We start from the raw sequence: 697 nt of genomic DNA, 5'->3' as shown, positions 1-697 counted from the left end.
AGGGATGCGGCATGCAGGGTGAGTTCGTACGGTTCGGCAAGCGTGACGTTCTCTATCGTGATCTGCTCATCCACGGCAAACGGGTCACTCTCTGGGTGGTCCGCCGCCGATACACCTGCCGGGCCTGCAAGACAACATTCAGGCCCCAGCTACCGGAGATGGTGGACGGATTCCGTATGACACTGCGGCTGCATGAGTACGTGGAGAAGGAATCCTTCAACCACCCCTACACCTTTGTGGCGGCACAGACCGGCCTGGACGAGAAGACGGTGCGCGACATCTTCAACGCCCGCGCCGAGTTCCTGGGGCGCTGGCACCGCTTCGAGACGCCCCGCATCCTGGGCATTGACGAGCTATACCTGAACAAGCGCTACCGCTGCATTCTGACCAACATTGAGGAGCGAACCCTGCTCGACCTGCTGGCCACCCGCCGCCAGGACGTAGTGACCAACTACCTGATGAAGCTGAAAGACCGGCAGAAGGTCGAGATCGTCAGCATGGACATGTGGAACCCCTACCGGGCAGCGGTCAAGGCTGTGCTGCCCCAGGCCCGTATCGTGGTCGATAAGTTCCATGTGGTGCGCATGGCCAACGATGCCCTAGAGAGAGTGCGCAAGGGCCTCAGAAAGGAGCTGAAACCGTCCCAGAGCCGGACTCTCAAGGGAGACCGGAAAATCCTGCTGAAACGCGCTCACGA

At 60.5% G+C, this 697-nt stretch carries 1 pseudogene; it reads left to right on the top strand.

The features are described from left to right. Window positions 1–697 (top strand): annotated as a pseudogene (locus CRG49_RS13015) (ISL3-like element ISPpu12 family transposase); the annotation flags it as partial.

The sequence above is a fragment of the Neisseria sp. N95_16 genome (genome assembly GCF_002551535.2).
GTDB lineage: Bacteria > Pseudomonadota > Gammaproteobacteria > Burkholderiales > Neisseriaceae > Neisseria > Neisseria brasiliensis.
This window is presented reverse-complemented; position numbering and strand designations above follow the sequence as displayed.